Raw genomic sequence first — 17,288 nt, 5'->3', positions numbered from 1 at the left:
CCACCTGCGCGCTAGGTGGCCGTCCGGCTTGACCATCTGCTGCGTGATGCCGGCGCTGTAGGAGGCGGCTGTGGATGGCCGAAATGATTGCAATGTGGAACCTATTCTACAGGCTGCGGTGCCGGGTCTCGCCATGCGAAACATTGGCGTTGTAGCCGAGGACGCCGAGTTGAAGCGCATCAGCTCATATCGGATAACAACACCATCACAACGCGCTAGACACCACGTCGAGGCTGTGCTGTCACTGGGAGAGGCCACCAGCATTGAGCCCGCCTCCCTAGCGCGGGCGTTCATAGTCGCGCCACCGCCAGTCCCGTCATCGATCAGGCTGCCTGAGCGCTCCCCTGTGGGGTGCTTTAGCGCTCACAGTGCGTCGCGTTGGCGCCTCAATGCGTCCCAACCGGAGTAGAAGGTCTGTGCAACGTAGCGCCGGCCGGCATCGTGATAGCGGCGATGGGCACGGTCGACGGTGCCATTGCTGTCGCTTCGTCTACCGTTGCCTCCGTATCCGACCGCGATGCCATCGGCTGGCTCGCACGCGCGAGGAAATCATAGCTATCGGCCAAGAGTTAGCAACACGTCGATCAGCTGATCGACGGTTCCGAGCGCCGGCGCCCGAACTGCCAGCTCACGCCGTCCGCGCGCATGATCCCGGACGCCGCCTTGCCGATATTACGATCAAGGACGTCACGCCACGGCGCCAGGGTGAAATCCCGCGAGCGCTCGACGACCGCGAAGCTCCCGCTTTCGAGATCGACCTTGCGCGCGATGACGCCCTGGATCAGCTCGCCCGTCCGGACAAGCTCGAAGCCCTTGCCGAGATCGCTGCCGAGCCGCTTACCGGCCTCCCGCAACTCGCGCTGCCGAAGACTGTCGATCGCACCGTCGCGATACCTGAATGCCGAACGCCCTCCGTCGGCCAGTTGCTGCTCGATCAGCCATTGCCGACGCGCCACAAGAGCCGCCCGAACCTCACGCCCGTAACCGACATCCCGAATAGCGCCATGGCCGCCTTCGGCAAGCTCCCGATCGAGCCAGGTCGACGCACCCTTGACGGCGAGGTCGGCGACCGGGGACCGTGACATCACCGCCAGGGTGACGGGCCGGTCGCGTTGTTGGCGCGCGGCGTGGGCTTCCGCCCGCGCGAGATGATCGTCGGGGATCGTCCAGCTTCCATCCGCCAGACGTTCGGGTCCACTGCCCGCGCGCCGCATCGCCTCGAGCCGCCGGACATGACTGGTTGCGAAGGCCTCGCTAGCACCCGGATCGTGCGCCAGGTGCAGGTCGATCGAGTAGCGCCCGCCATTGGCGCGGGCGACCGCGTCGACGGTGCGATCAGCCTGGGTCGCCTCGATCCGCGACGGCAGGATCCGTACGGTCGATCCTTCGGGAACCGATGGCGTGGCATCGCCACGGCCGATATCGACATAATGGACCCGGCCATCGACCCCGTCGACCATCAGGTAATGCCGGTCGCGATGCTCGTCGGAAAAGCCCCGCTGAATCACGCGTCCGACGATCGGTTCTCGAAGGTCATTTGACACGACCTGCTCGACGCCGGCACGGTCAAGCCTGCGGGCGGTCAACTCACGCTGCATGAGGCGGATGATGTCGCCGCGCTCGCCCATGCGGCGAAGCGTCTCCTCCAGCCCCTCGGCGAGCCTGTAGCGTCCGCCACCGATATCGTCGGCCAAGCCCATCGCCTTCAGTTTGCGAAGCCGTCCTGCCGCCACCGATTGCTGGAAGGGATCGTTGTCGGCCGATGATACCGTTCGATCGACGTCCATGCGGCGGAGCAGCCGACGATCGATCGCGGTCAGCCGTTCCTGGTCGACATCATGGCAAAGGCGCGCCTCGATTTCCTGATCGGTCCGGGGGCCAAGGTCGAGCGTCACAAGCTCGGTGGCGCGCTCGCGAAGCCCGTGCGAAATATACTCCCGCGCGATGACCAGATTGTCGCCTTGGTCATCGACCCCGCGCAGGACGATGTGGGTATGCGGACGCCCGGTGTTGAAGTGGTCGACCGCGACCCAGTCCAGCTTCGTGCCGAGGTCCTGCTCGACCTGCGTCATCAGTCGCCGGACATAAGGCTTGAGGTCTGGATATTCCGCGCCGTCTTCGGCGGAGACGATGAAGCGAAACTGATGGCGGTCCCCGGAGGTCCGCTTCAGGAAATCACCGCCATCTGCACGGTCGGTTTCGGGACCGTACAGTTCGCCTGGTAAGCCCTCGCGGGTCACCCCGTCGCGCTGGATGTAGCGCATGTGCGCGCGGGCGGCCTGGCCGCCCTTGCCAGCCAAGCGGATCAGGCTTGCCTTCACTACCGCACGGCGTCCGCGAAATCTCGCGAGCCGGTCGCGGCTCGACAGCAAACGCCCCATGCTCGCGCCGCGCCCGATTCGACTGCCGTCGAACCGCCGCGAGCGGACTCCGGTCTTCGTGCCCGCGAGGCGTGCAGCAGCGCGGATGCGTCCGCCATATTTGACGACCTTCTTGCCATCCTCGCTGCGCTGGCTGCCGAGCTTGGGGATGAAATCGTCGTCAGACATCGCGAAGTACCTCAGTCTCGCGATTTCGAGCAGGAAAAGGCTGGTTTCGGCTATTCCTGCTCTGGCCGTCTCGCGGCCGCGATCGTCTGTCTCGTGAAAAAAGGATGTGCAGACAAATGCTTGGCAGGGGTCGCGAGACACTGCCTTTATCTTGTTTCCCCTTTCTCCCTTCTCCCATTTCCTTCCGCCTCAAAAAAGGGCAGAGACGATGTCGAACCAACGACGCCTCTCCACCCGAGCTCTTCGCTGGTCAGTGCGCATGGAGCATCCCGTCGCGCGCCTCCGTTCGATCCCGGCGACACGGCACCCGGTCATGCCATGGGCATTCCCGTCGCCATCCACGAGCATGATGGCAGTGAACCACGACCCATCAAGGCAGCCACAGATGGCGACCCGGTCCAGTTCAAATACTGCATCATCGAGGTCCTTATAGGCGCCCAGCCAGCGCTCCTCGCTCCGTGCATCCCACCGGAAATCCACTTCCTCCACCTCCAGGAAATGACGGGCCAGGCCTTCCGCCGCGCCGCGCCCGAACTCCCGCTCCAGCCCTGCGACCAGCGCCGACACGACCCTGTCATTGCGTCCGGAAAACGCCGTTTCGATGTGCGGAACCATGGCCATGATGACCTCCTTCGCTGTCGTTCCCATCATCGAGAACGGCGTTTCGACGACGGCTGGCGCAGCGGCTGTCAGGGCCGATGAGCGAAGCGAAGAGCCGCGATGCGGACGTGGGGGGAACCGATTTGCGCAGCAAATTGGGGGGTACCCGCGGGCCTTGATAGCCGCTGCGCCTGCCGTCACACTGGGCCTATCGAGACGAGCTTCCTCCCTCTCGGGGGCACGCGACCTCACGTCACTGCCCCTGCGACAGGGCGACAAAAAGAGAACCTTGGCGCCGTGCATCGAGGCTATCGGAAGGCGGCGATGCCGGTATCTTTCGGACGGCGAAGAGCCCCTCCACCCGCCGGGCAGTCACCGGGGGCTGATCGCTTTCGTGTCCACCCGGCGCAACGCTGGCGAGATAGTCGACGGTCTCGCGCGGAAGCCTCGTGCGACCTGCGAGATAGTCGGCATAGCGCGCTGGACCCGCATTATAGGCTGCGAAGAGCCCCGGAAAGCCGAAGCGGTCGTACATTAGGCGGAGGTAGAAGGTGCCCGCGAGGATATTGTCGCGCGGGTCATCCGGATCGACGCCAAGGTCGAGTCTCGCGCGCATGTCCGACCAGGTCCCGGGCATGAGCTGCATCAGTCCGATGGCCCCTGCCGGAGAACGGATCGGCCGCCCACCCTGCGCCGTGCGGCCCCGGCTCTCGGCCTGCATCACGCGCTCGATCCAGGCGACCGGCACGCCGAAGCGCCGTGATGCTTCGCGGATGTAGGGCCGCCACGTCGCGACCGTCGATACAGGCTGCCCGGTCGATGACCCGGCAGGGGACTGAGCTGATATCGGCGTCGACGCGGCGAATGCGAGGACGACGACCGTCCATTTCAGCGGCGCCATAGCAGCTGCGCCTTGCCGATGAGATCGGTCCCTTCGCTCACCCCGATATAGCGCCCATCGAACGAATCCGGACTGTCCATCAGCAGGAAGAGTTGCTGCCGCCGGAGCATGCGACAGCCGTGCCACCACGGCATGACCCGCCCCATGGCATCGAGTTTCCGGCGCATCGCGACCGGCCGCCCATTGACGAAGACCTGGTCACCGAGCGCGCAGACCTCGTCGCCGGCCTCGGCCGCGACACGCTTCACGAGGGGAACGTTGCGGGGGAGATAGCGCCGGGCCGCAGCGAGCGCCCGGAAGGGTTCCGGCAAGCGCGCCACCACCATGTCGCCTGTCGTGGGCGCACCCGGACTGACCCGGTAGAGCCCGACAGGGGCGCTCGCACTGGCATTCCAGACGAGACGGGGCGATGGCGCAAGCATGGCCGAGCCGAGCACCAGACCCGCGCCCAGGCCGACAAGGAAGAAGCGCCAGCGGCGGCGGTGCTGCACTTCCTTGCGCAGGCGAAGCGCCTCGCCCCAGGCGAGCAGCGGCGCGTCCTTGAAGCGACTGCGACGGCCGCTCATTTGGAAAGTCCCCGCGCGCTGTGTTCGCGCGACCAGGCATCGAGATCGTCGATATGATATTGGACGTAGCGGCAATGGCGGCGGAACACCGGCCCCGTGCCGAGGCGTCGCATCCGTCGCAGCAGCAGCCCTGAAATCTTGAGATAGGCCGCCGCCTGCTCGGTGTTGAGGAAGGGCGAGCCGCGCTTGGCGCGGGTCGCCCGGGCGATCTGGTCGTCGTCGTCCATGATGGGCCATCCTTTCGATAGAGCGACCCATGGCGATGGGTTCGCGATATCGAGGATGGCGGGCGGGATACCGGGCCGGGAGTGTCGGAACCGGCAACGGCGTTTTCGACACAGCATGAAAGGCCCCCGCGCCGGGTTCGGCGCGGGGGGCGTGGACTTCAGCGGGACCAGATGAGCTTGTGCTCGCCATTGTCGCCCTGGGTCAGAGTCGCGTAGATCGGCGCGGGAAGCGACGGGTCGTCGAGCTTGAGGCTGAGATATTCAGCACCGGTCTCGCGGGCGGCCTTGGTCCAGCCGGCTCCGAACTCGACGCCGCCGGCACTGACGCGGTGGTCCGGGGCCTTGTCGTGCTCGCGCTCGACCGGCCGGATGGTGGCCTTGACGCGAAGCGTGAGAGTGCGGATTTCCCCGTTGTAGATGCCGTCCTCGTTGCGGGTGAAGCTGCCAATCTGTGCCATGATATGTCTCCTTCTATTGCCCGAGTGCCGCCCGATGCGGCCTCGATGGCGGTCGATCGGGCGGCGTCGCGCCGCCGTGCACCGGGACGGCCGCAGCGCCAGCGAAGGACGGCAAAGCGCCTGTTTCTTGTTTCGCGAGGAGCCCGTCAGGGCGGGGAAGAAAGAGGCGCGAAGCCGTTGCATGGACAAGGCGCGAACGCCGCCAGACCAGCCTTCAAGAGAGGCCAGGGGCGGCACGGGTCATGGGAAAGTGGAGACTTTTGCTGGCGCGATCCGGGTCCGAACCACATGCAACGATGAGCCCATCGGGGAGTCTGCGCGCCGCCGGGCGTGCAGCCAGCCTCCCGCGACCTAGCGCTCGGCAAGCTCCCGGCGCAGCGCGGGGACCGTGGCGCAGACGGGGCTGCCGTCCCTGGCGGTGCCGCATACGGTGGTGACGATGATCCCGCCCCGCGCCGCGCGAGCCAGCAGCGCCGGGTCGATATCATGGATGTCGACCTTCATCCGGCGGGACCAGGGTGAGGCATGATCGCCCGCCGCCTGACCCACGCGGACATAGACGAAGCGGCGGGTGGGGCCTTCGCGGCGAACCTGGTCGCCGAAGAATTTGGGACCAGGCCCGACCCGCACGGCGAAGTCGAAGGGGAGCGGTTCACCATCGGCAGATCTTTGCGGGTCCAGCGGGTTGCCGTCCCTGGATTGCAGGCTGTGCCACACGCCGGGCACCGGCCGGTCGATGATGATCCGCATCGCGATTTCCGTCGTGTCGGCGCGCTTCATCATCGCTCTCCCTGTTGGCGCGCGTTCGCCCCCGAAAGCCGCGCACCTATCATAATGCGCCATGCTGGCCTGTTCCAGCATGGATGCGAACGGGACAAAGCCGCGCGGCCGAGCCCATCGGGCGAGGCCGCGCGGCGCGATTTTCCAGCATCTGGCAGGCGGGCGGGATTGCGCCCGGCCGCCTTCGTTCATGCCGCTTGGGGCAAAGGCCTCTCCTCCTTTTCCTCCAATTCCGCCAGGCAATCCTCCGAGGTCCTCTGGCGCACGGCGACGACCCTGGCATGGGCGGCAACCGTTCCGACGCCCCCTCTTTGCGTGTAGGCAGAGGGGGGGAACTGCATCCAGCGCGGCACCCAGCGCTCGACCTTGTCCCGACCTTCCGCGCCGTCGAGATGATCGGCGATGATCCGCTTCAAGGTCTTCGCCTTCTCGCCCGCATTGGCGCTGGCGACCGTTTCACCGGCCACCTCCGCCGTCATCCGGCCCAGCAATTCGCGGTCGCGCAGCAAGGAAAAGAGCGCTTCGTCGGCCTGCCACCAGTCGGCCATGGCAATGCCGACCTCCGCGCCGACCGCCTCGACCGCTGCCGAGCCTGCCATCAAGGTCTCGCCGATGACGACGGCAAGGACGCGCATCACCTCTTCGTCGGGCAGCGCGACGAGACGCAGGAACAGTCCTGCGACGCCATAGTCATCGCCATTCCCGCCCGTGACGCTGGGCTCTTCGGGGACAAAGCAAAGCGTGTCGAGAACAACGCGCCGTTCCGCGTCGAAGACCGCCTCGCCCCGGCATGTCTCGATGCTCTCGCGCACCTGATCGTTGCGCGTCGCCTGCGGTTCGGGACGAACGGTCCATAGAGGCGAGCCAATGATGGCGTGCGCCACCATGAGTCGCAAGGCAAGCGAGGGATGACCGACCAGTGCGGCGCGCACGGCTGCATGGCGGTGCAAGTCGACATAGGTCTGGAGCGTGGACGTTAGCTCGGGCCGCTGGGCCTTGGGCGGCGCGGCCGCTTCGCCGCGCTCGATCCGGCGGGCCTCGGCGCGCGTAACATAGCCTTCGTGAAACAAGACCTCGCCGGTTCCGCGCACATCGACATAGACGCGCCCGCCCTTGCGCTTTGGGGCCTTTTCATATTCCCACGAATGGAAATGCTCGGCAGGCGGGACGATGACGACATCGGCCCAGCCCTGTGCGAGATAGGCTGCGCGCGATGCCTCGATCGCTGTGTTCTGCGCCGCCCAGAAGGCGTCAGGATCGGCGAAGTAGCGATCCTCGCCGAACAGGTCGGCGACGGTCGCGCCGCTGAAACCATCGATGTCGAAGAGGGCGAAACGCGCCGGGATCGACTGGCCGCCAAAGAGCCAGGCCTTCAACTGGTGGCCTGTGGGGACATAGGCGGCGGCGTCATCGAACAGGGCCAGCCATGCCCTTTGCTGGCTCTTGCTGGCTAGTGTCAGGTGCCGGACGGTGACCCGGTCGATCCGCTCGGCGCGATAGAGGTCGCGGATGCGCGGCAAAAGGTTGCCGAGGGCAAGGACGCGCCGGAGAGTTCGGGCAGGCCGAAGGTCATGGCGATCTCCTCGACCCCTCGCCCTTCCCGCACCAGCCGGGTGAAGCTCTCCCACTGGCGCACTTCGTCGGCGTCAAGCCGGGCCATGTTCTCGATCATCGAGGCCTCGATGGCGGCGGCATCGTCGCCATCCTCCATGATCGCGCAAGGCAGGAGCAGCGCGTCGGGATCGATATCGCCCGCGTCCCGCCGTTCGTCGGCGACGATGCGGCTTGCGTGGAAGCGGCGGCTTCCAGCGATGATGCCGAAGCGGCCTTCGGTATCGGGGGGACGGACGAGAAGCGACTGTATGACGCCGCGCGCGCGGATGGTCGGGAGGATGTCGGCGACGTCCGGCGCCTTGCGGCCAAAGCGCATGTTGGTCTTGTCGACATAGAGCCTGTCGAGCGGGATATGGTCGAGTTTCATGGGTCATTTGCCTTTCGTCAAAAGGTGCTGGTCGCGCTGTTTGCGATGCTCAGGACGTGACCGGCACTGAGGGTGGCGGCATGACGCGCCGCCTTGCGTCATCCGCCGTCAGGACGGTGGAAGATCAGGGTCCGCAGCCGTCTCGCCCGAAGCCGGGCCATGGCGGCGGAGCATCGCCTGCGCCCAGAGGATCGAGCCGGACCGGCGCGACCATGTGGCCCAGACGGAAAGCGGATGAGCCGTCTCGAAAGCGAGATCGCGCTCGATGGCCATGCCATAAGGCAGCGGGATGGCAGCGATTTCCGAGAGGCTGAACGTGCCGAGTTCCGGGCAACCGAAGCCAAGATCGGCAAGGCCGAAAAGCGTATCGCCATCCTCGGCGAGTTCGCTCGCCAGCCATGTCGACGCGCCCAGCGGGTTGAACAGCTTGAGAAGGGGCACGAAGTCCGGTTCGGCAAGGCCGCCGCGCAGGGCGATGCCGTGGTGAATGGCGTTCGCGCGCAGTGCCTTGCGCAGGTCATCGGGAAGCAGGATCATGCTGCGATCCTTTCCTCGGCGCGGGCGCTCTCGACCTCGCGATGGCGGGACAGCAACCAGTCGGCGGCCTTGGAGGCAGCGCTGGCGGCGCGAAAGATGGCGCGGTTGTCCTCGCGCAGGACATCGAGCCACGCGCCGAGATAATCGGCGTGACGAACGGTCGGGACGATGCCGAGCGCGGCGCACAGGAAGGCCGAGCCCATTTCCGCGATAAGTTCCTCGCGGGCATAGTCCTTGCTGCCGAAGGGATTGGTCATATCCCGGTTCAGCCGCTTCGCATGGCCGGTCGCGTGACATAATTCGTGAAAAGCCGTCCTGTGCCAGTTCACCGGATCGAAGAAGGCGGCCTGCGGCGGGACGGCGACGAAGTCGGCACCGGGCGCATAGAAGGCCTTGTCCCCGCCCACGCGAAACTCGACGCCCGAGGCAGCGATCACTTGCCGGGCGACCGGCTCGATCTCGCTCTCGTCCAATGGCACCGGATCGCCAGCAAGGTCTGCGGGCAGCCCATCACATTGGGCGACGTTGAAGAGGGTAAAGCGCTTGAGGAAGGGAATGGCGCGGGGCTCGTCGCCATCGCGCGTCGCCCGCTCGGCCTCGCCCTTGGGGGTGAAGCGATCGGCATAGACCACGCTTACGCCGTGCTCGCCCTTACGGACGCATCCTCCCGCCTCGCGAGCCTGCCGAAAGGTCAGCCAGCCTTGCGAAGGCCAGCTGTTTTCGATGACGGCGCACCACAGGATCAGGATGTTGACGCCAGAGTAAGGCCGGGCCGTCACCGCGTTGCGCGGCAGGCCGGGCGCGGCGTTGACGCCCGGCCCTTCGATCTTTCCCCATGGCTGGACCCAAGGGAAGCGCCCCGCCTCCAGTTCCGAGACGATGCGCGTGGTCACCTCGTCATAAAGGTTCGCACGTTCGCCGTCCCTGTCCTTTCCGACCTCACGGGCAGCACTGCGGCTAGACGATTTCGGCATGGCCTGTCCTTTCCACCACCCTAAAAAAAGGCACAAAGCCTCCCCGCAAAGGCGGGGGTGGGCGGCGAAATGCGACCAAGAGGCCCGGCTCCAGCGGGCAAGGACACCGCAAGGGCGGAACGGATGTGGAGCACCCCGCAGGAGCGCAGCGAGCGGGGTTGTCCTTGGCCGCGACGGGCCTAGCCGGGAGCGCCGGCCACACCCGCCACGCCGGGAGAGGCAAACAGAAAGCGCCGCCGCGCGAACCGCGCGGCGACCATCATCCTGCGCAAGCGATCGTCACCGTCAGGCCGAGACCCGCAAGGGGCTCGGGGGCGAGGGCAGCGAGCCCTGGAGCGCGGTCGTGGCCCTGCGCGATGCGCCCTTCGAGCCCTGGCTACCGAAGCCTCCACCGCCCCGTCATCTCTCCGGCCCGGAGATTAGGATAGAAAGGCGATGCGCCAGCGCAGAAGCAGACCTGTACGCCCGGTCAATCGAAGCGGAAGAGGAACAAGGCCGGTCAGCCATTCCCGTCCGGCCAGGATTGCAGGATTGCGGCAGGTCCCTTCTCGCATAGCAGGGCGCCTGCCGCCACAAGGCGGCGGACCAGCGACTTGCGGTGGTCGCCATCGCCTGGCCAGTTGCCTGGCCCCAGGACAAGCTCGGCGACATCCCGCAGGCTCGCCCCTGCGGCGCGTGCATCTGCGGCGAGAAGCGACAGATGCTGGCGCCGCAGCCGATTCGCCTGCTCGCCTGCCCCGGTATGGAAGTAGATCCGCTGGAGCGCGGCCAACTGCGAGCCAAGCCGCTCGTCGGCGATGATTTCGAAGCTCAGCAGCACTGGTTCGTCGGGCAACCTCTCCCCGACAAAATCGATCCGCGCCACCTCCCCCAGGCAGTCGAAGGCGATATGCTCGCCTTCCGTCCCCGAGATGCGGCGCGCCCGGCGGGCCGGCGCATCGAAGCGACAGGACGCATTGGCCTGCCCAGTTGCGATCCGGGCGCGCAGGACGCACGGATCGAGGACGGCAGACCAGACCGGCACCACCTGCATAGAATCCTCCCCTGGATTCTCGGCAAAAGTGCAACCCCCATTGGTGCGCCAGGGCAGCCTTGCGCGAGACCAACGGGCGGTCGTCTCGCCCGGATGGTAGATTGTCAGCGACGACCGCGCGCTCCCAGTCAGCACGATAGGCGGGGTCGCGCCGCGTCACCTCCCAGGCCAGACCGGCACGCCCGCGACGCACCAGTGCCTCGATACGGCGAGCCAGCGGCCCGGCTATCATCGCCAGGTGGCGGGCGGCGGAGGCGCCAGCATGACGGGATGGGCCCGGCGCGGGCGCCGAGGCGATGCGGAAGGGATACGCACATTCGGGGAGCCGAAGCGGTGATCAACAGACCTCTGCATATCCCCCCTTTCCGCAAGGGCAGCCGATCTCGATGCCCCGGGCGATGGCGATGCCCGGGCCGGGCAACGACAGCGCATCCTTGGGTCATCGCGGCCTTCACGCGCGGCGGTCACCCCCCGAAGATCGTGGCGGGGATTTCCAGCGGGCTGGTCGGACGAACAATGAGAGAGCATCCCGGGCCCGGCGGCGTGGGGGTGCGCGGGGGCCGGAGATGATGGAAATTCAAGGCGCGAGCCCCGGACCGGCCCCAAGCCGTCCCTCGCCCCGAAGCAGCGCGGGTCTGTAAGCCGCCGGGAAAGCCAGACGCAGGATCTCGTAGCTCAGGAACGCGCAGAAGCGCCGCGGGCTGGCTGGCGGGCAGGTCCAGTATGTCGCGCAGCAGCGCCGCAAAGGTGCGTGAATGCCGGGTGCCATACATAGGGGATGAACGCTGCGAATCGCTGATTCCGCGCGCACGACGCGAACCGATCAGACGGATCGGCCACCCGCCGTGACCGTGCGTCTTCCCCCCGCGTCGGGGTGGCAAACCGAAGGTTCGCGATCTATCTATTCCTGTGGCCAGAATTGACCATAAACGGCAAGGGATTGGATGCGTTGGGAAAGGTGCTGCGGGCCGCTCGATCATGATGGAGCGGAAGGAGGTGCAACGCTGGTGCGGACGGCAATCAAGATGATCCTCGCGGCCCACGCCGCGTCAATCGAACGGGCGGCGCCCCGCCCTCTCCCGGTATCGGTCCTTGAAGGACCAACACAGTGACGGAGGAGGCTGAAGCCCTTGCCGACAGGCTTGCCCCCCGCCATCGCGAATGCCTGTGGCACGTCTTCCAGCTCCGGACATCCAAGGAGATTGCCGGTGAGCTCGGCATCGGCGTCGGCACGGTGGACTCCTATATTTCTGAGGCGGTAGCGATCCTGGGCGCACCCAACCGACGCCGGGCGGCCGAAATGCTGTTCGGCGGCAAGAATATGACGCCCCCCGGGAAATCCGGGGGTGAATTGGCGGGGGTAGCCATCGGCTCGAGCGATCCCCCAGTGCCGGGCCAAGGGTTGCAGGTCGGCGAATGGCAGGTGCTGCTTCCCTTTCGTCACAAGGGAGTAGATCGCAATGCACTCGGACCTATCCACCGCCTCTTCTGGTTCATCCTCCTCGTCCTTGTCGCCGCCGCAAGCTTCGGAATGCTGGCCATCGGCCTCGAGGTCCTCTCCAGGTTCTTCACTGGAGAATAAGGCCAGCCCGCATGCCCGGGGCCCGGCCGTCGCGGCCCTCGCCAGCGACCTGCACGCCTATGAGAAGCTGCTCCAGGCCCTGTTCGCAAAAGGCGGCGAGCTTTCGACCTCCGCGATCCTCGCGCAGGTCGGCCGCAACCTGTCCCCCGTCGCGGGCCATCAGGTCCTGGCCGCCATCAGCAACGCGCAGTTGCTGACATCGAGCGCGCTCGGACATGTCGCCGAGGCCCACCGCATGCTTGAAATGCTTGGTCGCAAGCTCGGCATCGACGTGCAGGCGTTCGGCGACGTCCTCAAGCCGCCGGCAAGCGCGTTCGGCCTGGAGCCATCCGGGGCCGGCGGATGAGCGGCGGCGATGCCCCTGCACGTCCGCGACATCGATGACCCCGATCGCGGCCTTCCTCCTGCTGGTCCTAGTCCTGGCGATCCACGCCGGCTGGCGCGGGGGCGCCCCCGAGCGCCTCGCTGCAGCGGCGATGCTGGTCGCCACGATCGCAACGAGCCTTACGAACATGCAGGGGGCCTTGGCTTTTCGCGACGTGCAATGGTCGATCGTCTGGATCGATGCGGCGCTCCTCGCCGCATTACTCGCGATCGCGCTGAGGGCGAATCGCTTCTGGCCGCTCTGGGTCGCGGCGATCCAGTGCCTGGCGCTCGCTGCCCATGCCGCCCGTGCCTTCGACGCCGACATCCTGCCGCTGGCCTATTGGTGGATCGTCGGCAAGCTGTCCTATCCCATGCTTCTCCTCCTCATCATAGGCACGGAGCGGCATCATCGACGCCGCCTTCATGGCCACCGCGATCCGGCATGGAGCCTCGTCGGGCAATGACGAGGCTACTCGGCTCGGCACGAGGCAGTGTCGCGACCGTGACGCGGCCCGGGCAGCGTCCGGCTGGCGTCATCGCATGCCGCCGAGCCGCTCTGGCTCGGAACAGGACCGCTCGGGATCGCGCCAGGGTGACACATCGCAGAGGCGGGCGATCGCGCATGGTCAGGAAGGGACAGGATAGGGAGGAGGCCAGGTGACAGGCCTGACGGACGGGGAGCTGCGCGCCCAGGCATGCCGGATTCTCGCCAGCATGCGCGAGGCGACGCGTGATTGCCTCGGCAGCAACTTTGCATCCACCCCGCGCCTCGACATGCTCGCCCAACTCTATCTGGCCGAGTGCGAGCATCGCACGCTGCACGCCTGGAGCTTGTGCCTGGCCTCGCAGGTGCCGGCGTCGACCGCGCATCGCAAGATCGGCGAACTGGAGCGGCATGGCCTCGTCCTCTGTCGCCGCGGCGCGAGCCCGGAAAATGGAACCGAGCGTAGCGGGAGACAGCGCGACCACCGCTATGTACGCGTCAGCCTCACGCAGGAAGGCAGGGCAAAGATTGTCCGACTACTTGATCGATTCGTCAGCATCTGGGGCGGTGCTTGCCCAGACGACGGGACCGACATGTCGGCATAGAACGCAGTCCCTGCCGGGCGCCCGCATGCCACCGGTGAGGCGTCGACATGCCCCGGTACAAGACCAGCGCCAGCAGGATCGGCATGAGCCATCCCGCGTGCGAGTAGCCGGCGCGCCAAGCCGATACCCGCACGCGGAAGCGAACCGACAGGACCCCAAAGAACCAGAGCACAGTGTGCGGAAGTCCCGATGCGCAGAACGGAGGAAGGATGGCGCCCGAACCCATCACGGCAGATTATACATATCGTCGCATCCGACGGGAAATTGTCGGGGGCGCCTTTGCGCCCGGCACGATGCTCAAGCTCACCCGTCTTACCGATCAGTTCGGCGCGAGCGCCACGCCGGTCCGCGATGCCCTGAACCGGCTGGTCGGCGAGCGCCTGGTCGTTTTGCTTCCGGGCGGCGGCTTTCGCGTCCGGCCGCTCGATGCCGACCGGCTCGCCGGGCTCTATCGTTGGCATGGTTATCTGATCCGGATCGCCCTCGACCGTACCTTGCCAAAGAGCGCAACGGGCGGACTCGGCGCGTTCGAGCATGAGGCCCTGGAGCCGGGACAAGTGGCCGCGGCATCCGAGAGGCTATTCGGCATCCTGGCGTCCGTCCCGCAAAATGAGGAGTTGGAGCAGGCCGTTGCAGCAGCCTCACGCGCATTGGCACGCGCAAGGGCCCTGGAACACCGCCTGCTCCCCGATGTCGTCGGCGAATTCTCGCAGCTCGTCGCCACGATCGAGGGGGAGCAGATCGGCGCGGCACGCCGAGCCATGGTCCGCTATCACCGAGAGCGCGTACAATCGAGCTTGACGATCCACGAGATAATAGAGCTATGAATCGCGACCCATAATATATTTATCCGGCATGATGAGACATTCGCCAGACCAAGTATAATAGTCCGGCCCGCCGAATCCCGAAGGCTCTCATTCCGGCATAATATAAGTTCGCATGCAGAAACGCCGGATCCTATCCTTCTCCTGCCGCAATCCAGCGGCGAGAAGGAGTAGACGAAATGGAACGCAACAGCGAAGACCGCCGTGACGACGGCGTCGAACTCGGCGCGGTGAGCGTCGAAACCAAGGGCATCTCCGGTGGAACGGTCGATGCGCCTGCCGGCCAGGGCCTTGCCGGCATCCTCGACGACTGATCTACCCTGGCGCATTCCCGGCCGGGGATGCGCCAGGCTTCGTCACCCGCAAACCGCGAGGCAGGCTTTGCCTGCGACGCCCGGCATGCAGGGAGCCAGAATAGATCATGGCCCGCGCGGACCTATATTGGTGCGATGTCGCAGGGCGGATCGTCGTCATCGACGTTGCGCGCGACATCTACCTGCAATTGCCTCAGCATCTGGTCGAGGCCTTCCACGCCCTGCGACAAAGCGGCGCCCGTGCCGATGGCTCCGCCCAGTTCGAAGCCCTCGCCCGGATCGGCCTTTGCGACGCGGATTTCGGATGCCCTGCGGAGCCGAGCCATATCGCGGTACCCGCGCGGGATGCACCGCCGCCAGCCACAGGCGAGGTACATCGCCGACCCCTTGTGACAGCGGCGGCGATCTTGCGCATCATCACCATGCGCCTTGCGGTGCGTCTCATTCCGCTGCGCCTACTCATAAGGTGGGTCCGCCGCCTCCAGTCTCGCCCGTCGGCGCCCATGACGCCGGGCCGGGCCGCAGCCAGAACTGCGCTGTTCGTGCAGGCGCGACAGCTTGTCCCGACGCGGGATAGCTGTCTCCCCGATTCGATCGCGTTGCTGCATTTCCTGCGATCGCGAAACATGGCCTGCCGGCTTGTGCTCGGCGTGCGCCTCGACCCGTTCGAGGCGCATTGCTGGATCCAGGACCATGACATGATCCTGGGAGACACGCATGAGCGGGTCGCCTGCTTCACGCCGATCCTGCAGCTATGATGCTTGGCGCTTATCTGGGCGTGGTGACGCTGGCGCAGGGCCGCCCGGCCCCTGCCCGAACCGCGGCCGATGCGGTGGCAAATCGCCTCGGCCTGGCGCCCTGTGCCGTCTCGAGCGCTCACATCTTGTTCGCGGCTGGTCCGACCCAAAGCATCGGCGGCGTTCCTGCGGACATTCACATAGTGGGGCCGGCCTTTGCGCGCACACCGGGCGGATCGCCGTTCATAGGGGTCGTCGATTCCAACGCCGCGCCCGCTGCTTTTCTCGAAGCGATCGAAACGCGGTGGGGCGCTTTCGTGGCCTGGACCGGCATCGAGGGAGGAGATGCGGTGTGCATCTATCGCGATCCATCCGCTCGCTGTCCCTGCTACTATAGGCGCTGGGGCAGCGAAGTGGTGATCGCGTCCCACTTGCCGTTCATCGAGGCGCTCAGCGGCCGCGCCAATGCGATCAACTGGCTGGTCGTCGCAGACGAACTACTCTATCCCGACTTGGTGGGCCGCGCGAGCGCCCTGGTTGGCATCAAGGAGGTTCTGCCCGGCGAGATGCTGCATATCGGCCGCGAGGGCGTCTATCATCATGCGCTATGGAGCCCGGCCAAGTTCATCGACGCCGCGGCCCTCCCGTCTTTCGCGCAGGCGCAGGACGAGGTCGTGCGGGCAGTGGACCATGCGTGCCGCGACTGGTCGCGGCAGGTCGGTCCGGTGGCGCTGACATTGAGCGGTGGGCTCGATTCCTCGGTGCTCGCCGCGACGCTCCCCGGCCTGCGCCATGCGATCACCCTGGTAAGCGGCACGGGGAGCGGCGACGAACGCCTATTTGCCAGCGAGGTTTGCCGGCATCTCGACCTGCAGCCGCATCAACTGGACCTCTCCCCGGCCGACGTCGCCCTGTCCGTGTCGAGCGCGGCGCAGCGCCCCCGGCCGTCTACGCGCGCCTTCACGCAAAGCCTCGTCAAGCATGGCAGCGCTGTCGCCCATGAGGTCGGCGCAAGGGCGATCGCCTATGGCAGCGGCGGCGACAATGTCTTCTGCTTCCTGCGCTCGGCGACGCCGGCAAGCGACAGGATGGCCGCCCAAGGGCTGGGGGCGGGATATTGGCGCACGGTGATGGAGGTCGCCGCGGTAACCGAATGCTCGCCCTTCCTGATCGCCCGTCGATCGCTGCAGAAGCATCTGCGCCGCCGCCGGGCCTGGACGTGGCCCCGGGACGAGCGCCTGCTCGCTCCCGCGCTGCTCGACGCAAGAAAAGCGCATCCCCCGCATCCCTGGATCAACGAGTTCGCAGACCTTCCGGTCGGAAAGCGCGAGCATGTCGCGGCGATCATGCGCGGGCTTGCCCTTATCGACTATCTCGATGGTGCGGACGGCATGCCAATTATCTATCCGCTCCTGTCGCAGCCGGTGATGGAGGCTTGCCTGCGGCAGCCGACATGGCTCTGGTACGAGGATGGCATGAACCGGGCGATCGCGCGCCGTGCCTATGCGCACAAGCTACCGGCCAGGATCGTCCAGCGTGCCTCGAAGGGCGGTTTCACCAACCTTGTGCGAAGCCTTTATCTCGGCAACCTCCCCACGATCCGCGCGATGCTGCTGGAAGGCGAGCTCTGCGCCCGCGGGATCCTCGACCGGCGGGCACTGGAGGCCAGCCTAGCGACGACGCCGGACGCAGGGGATCACCTCTATGTGCGGATCATGCGGTTCATGGATGTCGAAGCCTGGCTCACTGCCCGTCGCGCCTGACCCTGCT

Annotated in this window: 19 protein-coding genes and 1 pseudogene; 7 read left to right on the top strand and 13 right to left on the bottom strand. The window is 66.5% G+C overall.

Going from position 1 to position 17,288, the window contains the following annotated elements:
- Positions 1–584: 584 nt before the first annotated feature.
- From rlxS to A0U87_RS15970, 11 genes and pseudogenes are all read right to left on the bottom strand, one after another.
- Positions 585–2,549 (bottom strand): relaxase/mobilization nuclease RlxS, encoded by a 1,965-nt coding sequence (rlxS, locus tag A0U87_RS16020; protein ID WP_137405707.1) that lies wholly within the window; start codon positions 2,547–2,549, stop codon positions 585–587.
- A gap of 189 nt (positions 2,550–2,738) precedes the next feature.
- Positions 2,739–3,170, bottom strand: a complete 432-nt coding sequence (locus A0U87_RS16015) for a hypothetical protein (protein WP_240700576.1) — start codon at positions 3,168–3,170, stop codon at positions 2,739–2,741.
- 232 nt (positions 3,171–3,402) lie between these two features.
- Positions 3,403–4,050: a lytic transglycosylase domain-containing protein gene (locus A0U87_RS16010; RefSeq protein ID WP_137405706.1), complete on the bottom strand. Its 648-nt coding sequence runs from the start codon at positions 4,048–4,050 to the stop codon at positions 3,403–3,405.
- Positions 4,038–4,616, bottom strand: a complete 579-nt coding sequence (locus A0U87_RS16005) for a S26 family signal peptidase (protein WP_137405705.1) — start codon at positions 4,614–4,616, stop codon at positions 4,038–4,040. Before A0U87_RS16005 ends, A0U87_RS16010 begins: the two co-directional genes overlap by 13 nt.
- Entirely contained in the window at positions 4,613–4,843 is a 231-nt protein-coding gene (locus A0U87_RS16000) for a DNA-binding protein (protein WP_137405704.1), read from the bottom strand. Before A0U87_RS16000 ends, A0U87_RS16005 begins: the two co-directional genes overlap by 4 nt.
- 158 nt (positions 4,844–5,001) lie before the next feature.
- Complete coding sequence (locus A0U87_RS15995; RefSeq protein ID WP_137405703.1) at positions 5,002–5,301, bottom strand: DUF736 domain-containing protein; 300 nt, start codon at positions 5,299–5,301, stop codon at positions 5,002–5,004.
- Positions 5,302–5,652: 351 nt separating this feature from the next.
- Positions 5,653–6,081 (bottom strand): DUF5990 family protein, encoded by a 429-nt coding sequence (locus A0U87_RS15990; RefSeq protein ID WP_137405746.1) that lies wholly within the window; start codon positions 6,079–6,081, stop codon positions 5,653–5,655.
- Positions 6,082–6,269: 188 nt separating this feature from the next.
- Positions 6,270–8,062 (bottom strand): annotated as a pseudogene (locus A0U87_RS15985) (ParB N-terminal domain-containing protein).
- Between the two features lie 108 nt (positions 8,063–8,170).
- Positions 8,171–8,599 carry a DUF2958 domain-containing protein gene (locus tag A0U87_RS15980; RefSeq protein ID WP_137405702.1) on the bottom strand — a complete coding sequence of 143 codons (429 nt, stop codon included), beginning with the start codon at positions 8,597–8,599 and terminating at the stop codon, positions 8,171–8,173.
- The gene (locus tag A0U87_RS15975; RefSeq protein WP_137405701.1) at positions 8,596–9,573 is read right to left on the bottom strand and encodes a zincin-like metallopeptidase domain-containing protein; all 978 of its coding nucleotides are present in this window, start codon (positions 9,571–9,573) and stop codon (positions 8,596–8,598) included. Before A0U87_RS15975 ends, A0U87_RS15980 begins: the two co-directional genes overlap by 4 nt.
- A gap of 499 nt (positions 9,574–10,072) precedes the next feature.
- Positions 10,073–10,606 carry a DUF2285 domain-containing protein gene (locus A0U87_RS15970; RefSeq protein WP_137405700.1) on the bottom strand — a complete coding sequence of 178 codons (534 nt, stop codon included), beginning with the start codon at positions 10,604–10,606 and terminating at the stop codon, positions 10,073–10,075.
- Between the two features lie 1,108 nt (positions 10,607–11,714).
- Between A0U87_RS15970 and A0U87_RS15965 the strand changes: the two genes are divergently transcribed.
- The gene (locus A0U87_RS15965; RefSeq protein WP_063976345.1) at positions 11,715–12,188 is read left to right on the top strand and encodes a sigma factor-like helix-turn-helix DNA-binding protein; all 474 of its coding nucleotides are present in this window, start codon (positions 11,715–11,717) and stop codon (positions 12,186–12,188) included.
- Here the strand turns inward: A0U87_RS15965 and A0U87_RS26240 are convergent.
- Positions 12,175–12,678, bottom strand: a complete 504-nt coding sequence (locus A0U87_RS26240) for a hypothetical protein (RefSeq protein WP_170978406.1) — start codon at positions 12,676–12,678, stop codon at positions 12,175–12,177. The genes A0U87_RS15965 and A0U87_RS26240 overlap by 14 nt on opposite strands.
- On the opposite strand from A0U87_RS26240, the gene A0U87_RS15955 reads away from it, so the two are divergent.
- From A0U87_RS15955 to A0U87_RS15940, 4 genes are all read left to right on the top strand, one after another.
- Positions 12,665–13,018 (top strand): hypothetical protein, encoded by a 354-nt coding sequence (locus A0U87_RS15955; protein WP_240700575.1) that lies wholly within the window; start codon positions 12,665–12,667, stop codon positions 13,016–13,018. The genes A0U87_RS26240 and A0U87_RS15955 overlap by 14 nt on opposite strands.
- Before the next feature lie 193 nt (positions 13,019–13,211).
- Positions 13,212–13,643 carry a MarR family transcriptional regulator gene (locus A0U87_RS15950; RefSeq protein ID WP_137405697.1) on the top strand — a complete coding sequence of 144 codons (432 nt, stop codon included), beginning with the start codon at positions 13,212–13,214 and terminating at the stop codon, positions 13,641–13,643.
- Positions 13,644–13,852: 209 nt separating this feature from the next.
- Positions 13,853–14,470 carry a GntR family transcriptional regulator gene (locus tag A0U87_RS15945; RefSeq protein ID WP_137405696.1) on the top strand — a complete coding sequence of 206 codons (618 nt, stop codon included), beginning with the start codon at positions 13,853–13,855 and terminating at the stop codon, positions 14,468–14,470.
- A gap of 176 nt (positions 14,471–14,646) precedes the next feature.
- Entirely contained in the window at positions 14,647–14,781 is a 135-nt protein-coding gene (locus A0U87_RS15940; RefSeq protein WP_137405695.1) for a benenodin family lasso peptide, read from the top strand.
- 122 nt (positions 14,782–14,903) lie between these two features.
- Here the strand turns inward: A0U87_RS15940 and A0U87_RS26775 are convergent, their stop codons facing one another.
- Positions 14,904–15,107: a hypothetical protein gene (locus A0U87_RS26775; protein ID WP_240700574.1), complete on the bottom strand. Its 204-nt coding sequence runs from the start codon at positions 15,105–15,107 to the stop codon at positions 14,904–14,906.
- Between the two features lie 63 nt (positions 15,108–15,170).
- On the opposite strand from A0U87_RS26775, the gene A0U87_RS26770 reads away from it, so the two are divergent.
- Positions 15,171–15,539, top strand: coding sequence for a lasso peptide biosynthesis B2 protein (locus tag A0U87_RS26770; protein WP_276609729.1), 369 nt, complete (start codon positions 15,171–15,173; stop codon positions 15,537–15,539).
- Positions 15,536–17,281 carry an asparagine synthetase B family protein gene (locus A0U87_RS15930; protein ID WP_137405693.1) on the top strand — a complete coding sequence of 582 codons (1,746 nt, stop codon included), beginning with the start codon at positions 15,536–15,538 and terminating at the stop codon, positions 17,279–17,281. The genes A0U87_RS26770 and A0U87_RS15930 overlap by 4 nt, the downstream gene beginning before the upstream one ends.
- The last annotated feature ends 7 nt before the right edge of the window (positions 17,282–17,288 follow it).

It is taken from the genome of Sphingobium sp. MP9-4, assembly GCF_005281675.1.
Classification (GTDB): domain Bacteria; phylum Pseudomonadota; class Alphaproteobacteria; order Sphingomonadales; family Sphingomonadaceae; genus Sphingobium; species Sphingobium yanoikuyae.
The sequence above is the reverse complement of the archived record's forward strand: the minus strand, read 5'-3'. Positions and strand labels throughout refer to the sequence as shown.